This window comes from Photorhabdus sp. RM71S, from assembly GCF_042879355.1.
GTDB lineage: Bacteria > Pseudomonadota > Gammaproteobacteria > Enterobacterales > Enterobacteriaceae > Photorhabdus > Photorhabdus kayaii.
The window spans coordinates 1-640 of the sequence record NZ_JBHFKV010000165.1 but is presented as its reverse complement, the minus strand read 5'-3'; the positions used below and the strand labels follow the sequence as shown (position 1 = coordinate 640).

At 40.9% G+C, this 640-nt stretch carries 1 pseudogene; it reads right to left on the bottom strand.

The annotated features are described in order from the left end of the window. Window positions 1–293: 293 nt before the first annotated feature. A pseudogene (locus ACGF5R_RS24310) lies at window positions 294–640 on the bottom strand (hypothetical protein); the annotation flags it as partial.

Sequence of the window (640 nt, the reverse complement as noted above, 5' to 3'; positions counted from 1 at the left end):
TTTTCTTGACTGTGGAAAGCAGGAAGCCCGCGCCGCCTGAGTGGGTTAACAAAGCAGGCATAAATTCAATCCGGTCGCCCAGTGCGGCCTTTTTATTTAAGGGAAAGAGATAAGCAGAGAGGCTGGCATGTATATTAATGGAATGGGTGAGCTATCTGTAACGATATACAGCGCTTACTTTCACAAAAATGGTTTTTTCATACACACCGATGAACAGGAGGACTTTTGGGTTCTCCTGTCAAAAGAAATGGGTTATGGGCGATTTACAAAATTAAGAGATGATGATGAATTCTCTAAGACTGGAACGCTGATGAAATTAGTTGAAATGCGGCAGGACCTTGAGCCAGACCAAGGTCGATTAGCTTTGTCATCAAATGTTTTATTCCGTCTGCGGGAAGGGTTCGAAGTTGCTTCAAAAAGGATTCTTTATCCTGTTTGGGGAGAGCAGACGACTCTATAAATTGGGCTATTTTTTCTATTGTATCGTCATGAAATTTCACTACCGTTACATTCAAAATAGCACCCAAGCCGCCATCATCGCTGAGAAAGTCAATTCCTTTAGATGTTATTTTTATCGAGTTTGGGTTTACTAATTCTTTGCTTACTCTGCCAGTAATTAACCCATGACCTATTAGATATT